Origin of the sequence: Saccharomonospora iraqiensis subsp. paurometabolica YIM 90007, assembly GCF_000231035.2 — a bacterium.
GTDB classification, from domain to species: Bacteria; Actinomycetota; Actinomycetes; order Mycobacteriales; family Pseudonocardiaceae; genus Saccharomonospora; species Saccharomonospora paurometabolica.
This window is the reverse complement of the sequence record NZ_KI912196.1, coordinates 125588-133066: the sequence shown is the minus strand read 5'-3', so window position 1 is coordinate 133066 and position 7479 is coordinate 125588. Positions and strand designations below refer to the sequence as shown.

6 protein-coding genes and 1 pseudogene are annotated in these 7479 nt (G+C 71.0%); 6 read left to right on the top strand and 1 reads right to left on the bottom strand.

What is annotated here, in order from left to right:
- The 6 genes and pseudogenes from SACPADRAFT_RS25020 to SACPADRAFT_RS31130 all read left to right on the top strand — a co-directional run.
- A partial coding sequence (locus tag SACPADRAFT_RS25020) for an alpha/beta fold hydrolase (RefSeq protein ID WP_040923822.1) occupies nt 1-2460 on the top strand: 2460 nt, incomplete at its 5' end.
- On the top strand, nt 2457-3845 hold the full coding sequence (locus SACPADRAFT_RS0202485; RefSeq protein ID WP_007025667.1) for an FAD-dependent oxidoreductase: 1389 nt from the start codon (nt 2457-2459) through the stop codon (nt 3843-3845). The genes SACPADRAFT_RS25020 and SACPADRAFT_RS0202485, both read left to right, overlap by 4 nt.
- Before the next feature lie 81 nt (nt 3846-3926).
- Nucleotides 3927-4058: pseudogene (locus tag SACPADRAFT_RS30210) on the top strand (PH domain-containing protein); the annotation flags it as partial.
- 106 nt (nt 4059-4164) lie between these two features.
- Nucleotides 4165-5094, top strand: a complete 930-nt coding sequence (locus SACPADRAFT_RS0202480; RefSeq protein ID WP_007025668.1) for an ABC transporter ATP-binding protein — start codon at nt 4165-4167, stop codon at nt 5092-5094.
- Nucleotides 5091-5834 (top strand): ABC transporter permease, encoded by a 744-nt coding sequence (locus SACPADRAFT_RS0202475; RefSeq protein ID WP_007025669.1) that lies wholly within the window; start codon nt 5091-5093, stop codon nt 5832-5834. The genes SACPADRAFT_RS0202480 and SACPADRAFT_RS0202475 overlap by 4 nt, the downstream gene beginning before the upstream one ends.
- A gap of 138 nt (nt 5835-5972) precedes the next feature.
- On the top strand, nt 5973-6455 hold the full coding sequence (locus SACPADRAFT_RS31130) for a hypothetical protein (protein ID WP_157577019.1): 483 nt from the start codon (nt 5973-5975) through the stop codon (nt 6453-6455).
- 342 nt (nt 6456-6797) lie between these two features.
- Here the strand turns inward: SACPADRAFT_RS31130 and SACPADRAFT_RS31995 are convergent.
- Nucleotides 6798-7479 (bottom strand): hypothetical protein (locus SACPADRAFT_RS31995; RefSeq protein ID WP_007025670.1); only part of this gene is annotated, 682 nt, incomplete at its 5' end.

The window sequence follows — 7479 nt, the reverse complement described above, 5'->3', positions numbered from 1 at the left end:
CCGCAGGCCGCCCGCGAACCCGACGCCGACCTGTGGGCCGCGGTCCGTGCCGCCGACCCGGACGCGGTCGCCGAGCTCATCGGTGCCGACACCGACGCCGTCGCTTCCGTGTTGCCCGCCCTGTCGTCCTGGCGCACCCGCCGCGAGCGCCACTCCGCTGTGGACGCCGTGCGCTACCGCCCGATCTGGGCTCCGACCGACCCCGGCACAGCGGGACACCACCGGCCCTGGCTGATCGTGGCCCCCGCCCGTGGCGAGGACCACCCGTGGGTCGTGGCCGCGGCCCGGCGCCTCGGCGCCGAGGTCGTCACCGCTGTCCCTCCCGGCGGTGCGAGTCCGGTGCTGTCGTTCCTGTCGCTCGGCGACGATCCGGTCGGCGCGACGCTGCACTTCGTGGCCACGCACCCGGAATGTCAGGTGTGGACGGCCACTATCGGGCCCGACCCGGAGCTGTGGGCCATCGGCCGCACCGCCGCGGTCGAGTCCTCCCAGACCTGGGCGGGCATGGTCCAGCTGCCCGACAGGCCGGACGAGAGCGCCCTCGACCGGCTCGTCCGCGTCCTCGACGGCGACCACGGCGAGGACCAGGTGCTCATCGCCCGAGGCGGCGTCGAGGCACGCCGGCTCGTCCGCGCCCCGCTGCACGCCGCCGCGTCTCCGTGGCAACCCCGGGGACGGGTGCTGGTCACCGAGGACGCGTCCCCACGAGCGCTGCTCATCATCCGCTGGCTCACCACCGAAGGCGCCACCCCCGTCGTTCTCGGCCCCGGCCCGGTGGCCGACGCCCTCGCCGAGGCCGAGCGCGACGGGGAGATCACCGCGGTCATCCACATCGTCGACGAGGGCGCGCTGGCCCCGCTCACCGAGCTGAAGCCGGACCCCGCCGCCGTCACGACCGCCCGCGAGCTGGACCGGGCGCTGGGCGATCGCGCGCTCGACGCCTTCGTGTTGTTCTCCTCGGCCGCCACCACCTGGGGCGCCGTCGGCCAGGGCGCGCACGGTCTGACCTGTGCGGGCCTGGAGGAACTGGCTCGGCAGCGGCGCGAGCGCGGACTCGCCGCCACCGCGATCGCGTGGGGCCCCTGGCCTTCCGTCGACGCCGAGTCCGACCGGATCCTGCTGGAACGGGGCCTGCGCCCGATGCCCGCCGACACGGCCATCTCCGCGATGACGACCGCCGTCGGAGCGGGGGAGGAGACCGTGGTCGTCGCGGACGTCGACTGGACCCGGCTGGTCGACTCCTGGGCGACCTTGCGGCCGCCGTCGTTCTTCCGTGAACTACGCACCGTCGCGGCCACTGTGGACACCACCGACGCCGGGACCGCGCGTGGCTTCCGCGACCGGCTCGCCGCCCTTCCCACCACCGAACGGCCCGCGATGCTGCTCGACCTCGTCCGTGCGCACGCCGCATCGGTGCTGGGACACTCGGGTCCCGAGGACATCGAGCCGGACCTGCCGTTCCTCGAGTCCGGCTTCGACTCCCTCACCGCGATGGACCTGCGCGCCCGGCTGCGCGACGAGACCGGCCTCGAACTGCCCGCCACCCTGCTGTTCAACCACCCCACCCCGGTCGACCTCGCCGAACGCCTGCGCACCGAGTTCGACGGCACCCTGGCCGCCGACTCCGCGGGCCCCGGCGTGCTCACCGAGCTGTACGAGTCCGCCGTCGCCGACGGCAGACTCGACGGCTTCCTGCCCCTGGTCAACGACATCGCGGACTTCCGCGCCGCCACCGCGGACCCCGCCGCGCTCGTTCCGCAGCCCCCGGTGCGTCTCAGCCGAGGCGACACGCGTCCCACCCTGGTCTGCGTGGCGGGCCTGTCCCCGATCTCCGGAGCGCACGAGTTCGCCCGGATGGCGAGCGCGCTGCGGGAGGTGCGTGAGGTCGTCGCCCTTCCGTTGCCCGGATTCGTCCGGGGCGAACTGGTCCCGGCCGACCCCGACACCGTCCTGGCGTTCCTCGCGGCCACCGTGGAGGAGCATCTCGACGGGCCGATCGTCGTCGCCGGGCACTCGGCCGGGGCCATCGTCGCGCACGCCCTGGCCCAGCACCTGAAGGGCCGGGGCCGCCCGGTGGCCGGACTGGTCCTGCTCGACCTGTACTCCTGGGACAACGCCGCGCCGATGATCGAGTGGCGGGGTGAGCTGGTCCAGGGCGTGCTCGGCAGACAGGAGGCCTACGTCCCCGTTGACGACAGCCGCCTGACCGCCTCGTCGGTGTACTACAAGCGGTTCCTGGACTGGAAACCGGCGCCGCTCACCGCGCCCACGCTGCTGGTGCGTGCCTCCGAGCCGCTGGGCGAGTGGGCCGATGACAGCTGGCGCACCTCGTGGCCGTTCGAGCACACCTGTGTGGACGTTCCGGGCAACCACTTCACCATGGTCGGCGACCACGGCGAGCACGCCGCGCGCGCTGTGGAAGGCTGGATCGCCGACCACGTCGTGAGGGAGAGCGAATGAATCCCACCCATGCGGTGGTCCTCGGCGGCGGCCTCGCCGGGACACTGACCGCCGCGGCCCTGGCCCGGCACACCGACCGGGTCACGGTCGTCGAGCGCGACACCCTCCCGGCCGGGCCGCTGCCGCGCCGCGGCGTACCCCAGGCGCAGCACCTGCACGTGTTGATGTCCGGCGGAGCCAGGGCGATGGACGCACTGCTGCCCGGCACCACCGACCGGCTCCGCGCCCGCGGTGCGCACCGCCTCGGCGTGCCCGAGGACGTGGTGACCCTGTCCGCCGACGGTTGGCAGCACAGATTCCCCGCCAGCGAGTTCATGATCACCTGTACCCGGGACCTCACCGACTGGACCGTCCGCGAGGCCGCCCTCGCCCTGCCCGGCGTGTCGGTCCGCTCCGGCCAGGTCGACGGGCTCGTGGGCAGCGAGCAGCGGGTCACCGGGGTGCTCGTGGATGGTGACGCGGTCGACGCCGACCTGGTCGTCGACTGCACCGGCCGTGCGTCCCGCGTCAGCCACTGGCTCACCGCCCTCGGCGCGCGCGCCCCCACAGAGGAGGTCGTCGATTCCGGGCTGGCCTACAGCACCCGGGTCTTCGCCGCCCCTGCCGGAGCCGGGACCGGTTTCCCGGTGGTCAACGTCTTCGCCGACTACCGCAGCGGAATGCCCGGGCGCTCCGCCAGTCTCGTCCCCGTCGAGGACGGGCGCTGGATCATCAGCCTGACCGGCACCCGTGGCGCGACTCCACCGGTCGACGAACAGGGCTTCGCCGACTACGCTGAGTCCCTGCGCGACCCGCTGATCGCCCAGCTCATTCGCGCCGCCGAACCGCTGACCCCGCCCCGGGCCTCCCGGAGCGCCGCCAACCGTCGAATCCGCTCTGGACCCGATGGTGCCTGGCCGGAGGGCCTCGTCGTACTCGGTGACGCACTGGTGGCGTTCAACCCCGTCTACGGAACGGGAATGAGCTCCGCCGCGCGCAGTGCCGACGCGCTGGCCCGCGTTCTGGCCGAGCACGGCCACGCACCCGGCCTGGCCCGGCAGGCGCGGCTCGCCATCGACGAGGTCGTCGAGACACCCTGGACCACCGCCACGACGCAGGACGTGCGCTACCCGGACTGCCGCACGGCCCTGGCCGACCCGGCCGCGCTCACCTACACCGAGGAGGACGACCGTATCGCTCGCTGGGTCGGTGCCCTGGCACTGCGGCATCCCGTCGTCAACGCGGCCATGACCGAGGTCATCACGGTCAACTCGACGCTGGCCGCGTTGCAGCGTCCCGAGGTCGCCGCGGCGATGACCGGTGCGGGTGCCCGTCCGGCGTTGCACGAAGCCCCACTGCGTGCTTCTGAGCGCCGCATCGTGGACGGCGTCTCGCTGGCGGGCTAGTCCGTGCTTCACAGGGCCTCTGCGCACGAACGGGTGTAGCGTGACCGAGCCGCACGGCGGCGGTGTGACACGACGAGCAGGGTCGACAAGCAGGGCATGACCGGACGCAAGATCGAGTACCACTCGATCCCGTATCGCGGGATCACGCACTTCTCCGTCGAGACCGCCGGGACCTTCGATCTCGACGCCGAGCTGAAGATCTGGATCGGTGGAAGGTGGGGGAAGGCCCACCCGGCTTGGGGCGTACACGGGTGCCGGACGCGTGCTTGCTTCCCTAGCCTTGAAGTCACGATCGCGGAGACTGGAGGGATCGAGAACGATGCCGGTCATCGAAGTGGAGCACCTGGCCAAGCGGTACGGCGATCACGCCGCCCTGCACGATGTGTCATTCTCCGTGGAGGAGGGCGAGATCTTCGGCATTCTCGGCCGCAACGGTGCGGGCAAGACCACCACGGTGGAGTGCCTGGAGGGCCTGCGGCAGGCCGACTCCGGGCGGATCAGCGTGCTCGGTATGGACCCGGCCAATCACCCGGCCGAGCTGCGCGCGCAACTCGGGGTACAGCTACAGGAAAGCGCGCTGCCCGACAACATGAAGGTCTGGGAGGCGCTCGACCTCTACAGCTCGTTCCACAAGCACCCGGCGGACTGGCGGACGCTGCTGGCGGAGTGGGGGCTGGCCGAGAAGCGCGACTCCCGTTTCGGTAAGCTCTCCGGCGGGCAGAAACAGCGGCTGTTCATCGCGCTGGCCCTCGTCGGCAACCCGAGGGTCGCCATTCTCGACGAGCTGACCACCGGCCTGGACCCGCAGGCCCGCCGGGACACCTGGCACCTGGTGGAGCGCATCCGGGACAAGGGCGTCACCGTCCTGCTGGTCACGCACTTCATGGACGAGGCTGAGCGCCTCTGCGACCGGCTCGCCGTCTTCCACGACGGCCGTGTCGCGGCCGTCGACACCCCCGCTGCCATCACCGCAACGCAGGCGGGGGAGCAGCGGGTCGCCTTCACGCCGTCCTCGCCGGTCGCCGAGTCCGACCTGCTGGCCCTGCCGGATGTCACCGCCGTCGACCGCAAGGCCGACCTGGTGACCGTGACCGGAACGGGAGATCTGCTGCAGGTGGTGACCACAGCACTGGCCCGCATGGAGGTCGTGCCGACCGGCCTGCGGGTTCACCAAGCAGGCCTCGAGGACGCGTTCCTCGCCCTGACCGGAGCCACTCCCGCCAACGACACCGAGGAGGCCACCCGATGAGTGCTCTCGGCAAGATGACCTTCACCGAGACCAAACTGATGCTGCGGGACCCGGCCACGGCGATCATGACGTTGGCCTTCCCGCTGTTCCTGATGACGATCTTCGGGATCATCCCCGGCTTCAACGAGCCCTACGAGGGCTTCGACGGCGCCGCCGTGATCGACACCTTCATCCCCGGTGTCACCGTCCTGGTCGTCCTGGCCGTCCTGGGCCTGAGCGTCATGCCGGTCTACCTGGCGACCTACCGGGAACGCGGCGTCCTGCGCCGCCTGGCCGCCTCCCCGGCGTCCCCCACGCTGCTCCTGGTCGCCCAGATCCTGGTGAACGTCCTGCTGGCCCTCGCAGCCGTCACGATTCTCATCGTCTTCGCGCGCTTCGCCTTCGACGTCGCTCCCCCCGGCAACATCGCGGGCTTCGTTCTCGCGTTCGTCCTGAGCACCACCACGGTCCTGTCACTGGGCCTGCTCATCGGCGCGGTCGTCAAGAGCAGCAAGTCCGCCACCGCCATCGGGCTCGCCGTGATGTTCCCGCTGCTGTTCCTGGCCGGGGTCTGGACCCCGGTCGAGGTCCTGCCGGGCGCGCTCTCCACCATCGGCACGGCCACCCCCATGGGCGCGGCGCTCCAGTCGATCCGCGACTCGTGGGGCGGCGCGTTCCCCGGTACCGTCGAGCTGGCGTTCATGGCCGGCTACACCGTGGTGTTCAGCGCGATCGCCGCGCGCACCTTCCGCTGGGAATAGCTGGCCAACAGCGGTTCCGCTGACGAACCGGTCCCCCTGCCGTTGTCCCTCGGCAATGGGACCGTTCGTCTCACACTCCCGTAACCACACGGGTTCTCACTGAAACCTTGGTGGTACCTCCTGTCTCAATGTCCGACGATGGGGCTGGCTGTGCAGAGTGAAGCACTCGCAAGGACTGTGGCACTTCACGATCTGATCGAATTGCGGAAGTCGGTATTCGAGGCGGTAGCGAGATTGTCGGTGCTCGGTGTCAACCAAGACGAGGAGCTGGTCCGAATCACTCCACTCGCGGTCACGAGGGTGCTCGACGGCTACCTGGCCGGTGAACTGTCGTCCGGTGAGGTGGAGCAATGGGCGGAGGCCCTGTTCATGCGAGACGATGTGGGATTTTACGAGGAACACGAATACATCATGACATTGTCCCTGTTCAGGTTCTCCACTCCGGAGCTCACTTCTCCGATCACGCGGGATGTAGCCTGCGCCTGGAAGAAACGTTTGCGGCTCGAACATTCGGGAGTCACTGTGGTGGTCCCAGCGCGCAACGGTGACGAAGCGCGTCGGACAGCACCCGCAGGGCACGCTTGGATACGGGCATCGACGAGTGGTAGCCAAGCACTCTGAAGCTTCTGGTCAGACGAGGTGAGCTCAGCAATCACCCGTCTACCGGGAACTTCACCTACCTCAACACCCCCGGTGTGGACTTCCCAAGATCGTCTGGCGACCGCTGCTAGGCCCGCGACCCCGTGGCGCTGCCCGTGCTGGTGCGCGTCGCGGGAACTCGGTGGCGCATCGAAGAATCTCTCCAAACCGCAAAGCTTTGGCCGGCCCGGAACAGCACCGAGTGATCGCCCTGCGCTGTCTGTCCGTACGAATGGTGGGTTGCAACGCGGAGTCCTCGAGTCGAGCAGGTTCTTTCTGACGCGCGTGGTTCGAGGCATGGGCCCTGCGACGCGGGCGACGGTGTCAGCGCACACCGAGCAGGACGACGGCGGCGGCCACGGCGACCACGACTCCCGCCGCGAGGCCCGTGGCCAGTCGCGGGTCGGCGGCGGGGTGCCGCGAATACCGGGTCGGTGCCGGACGCCCGCGGCGTGCCGTGTACAGGGCGCCCGCGATGAGCAGGGCGCCGGTCGCGAGCAGCGCGAGCGGTGCGGTGAGCGTGTCCGGGAAGAACCGGTCCAGTGTCGCGGGCACGGCGAGCAACGTCGCGACCGCCGCGATGGCGAGCAGCAGCAGGTCGCGTTGCCACACTCCGGCGGCGACGAGCGCCGCCGCCGTGCCGAGGGTGACGCCCGTTCCCCATGCGGTGTCGAGTGTCAGCAGCGAGCCCACGATCACGACGCCACCCCCGAGCACCCACGCGGGGGAGCGGGGGGTGACGAGCCCACCCCAGCCGAGCAGCAACCACGCCGTGCCGACACCCCAGACCGCCAGGCCCGTGACCGCGACGGTCGATACCGGTAACAGCGCCGCCGCCGTACCCGCCGTAACCGCGAGCGCGACGACGACTGCCGCCTGCTGGGGAACCTGCCGACTGAGCGGCCACAGGGCCGCCGCGTAGCACGCCGTGACCCCGGCGGCCAGCACCGGCGTCACCTCGCCGGGCAGGTCGAGCACCTCGTCGCCGAGCAGGCCGGTGCCGAGG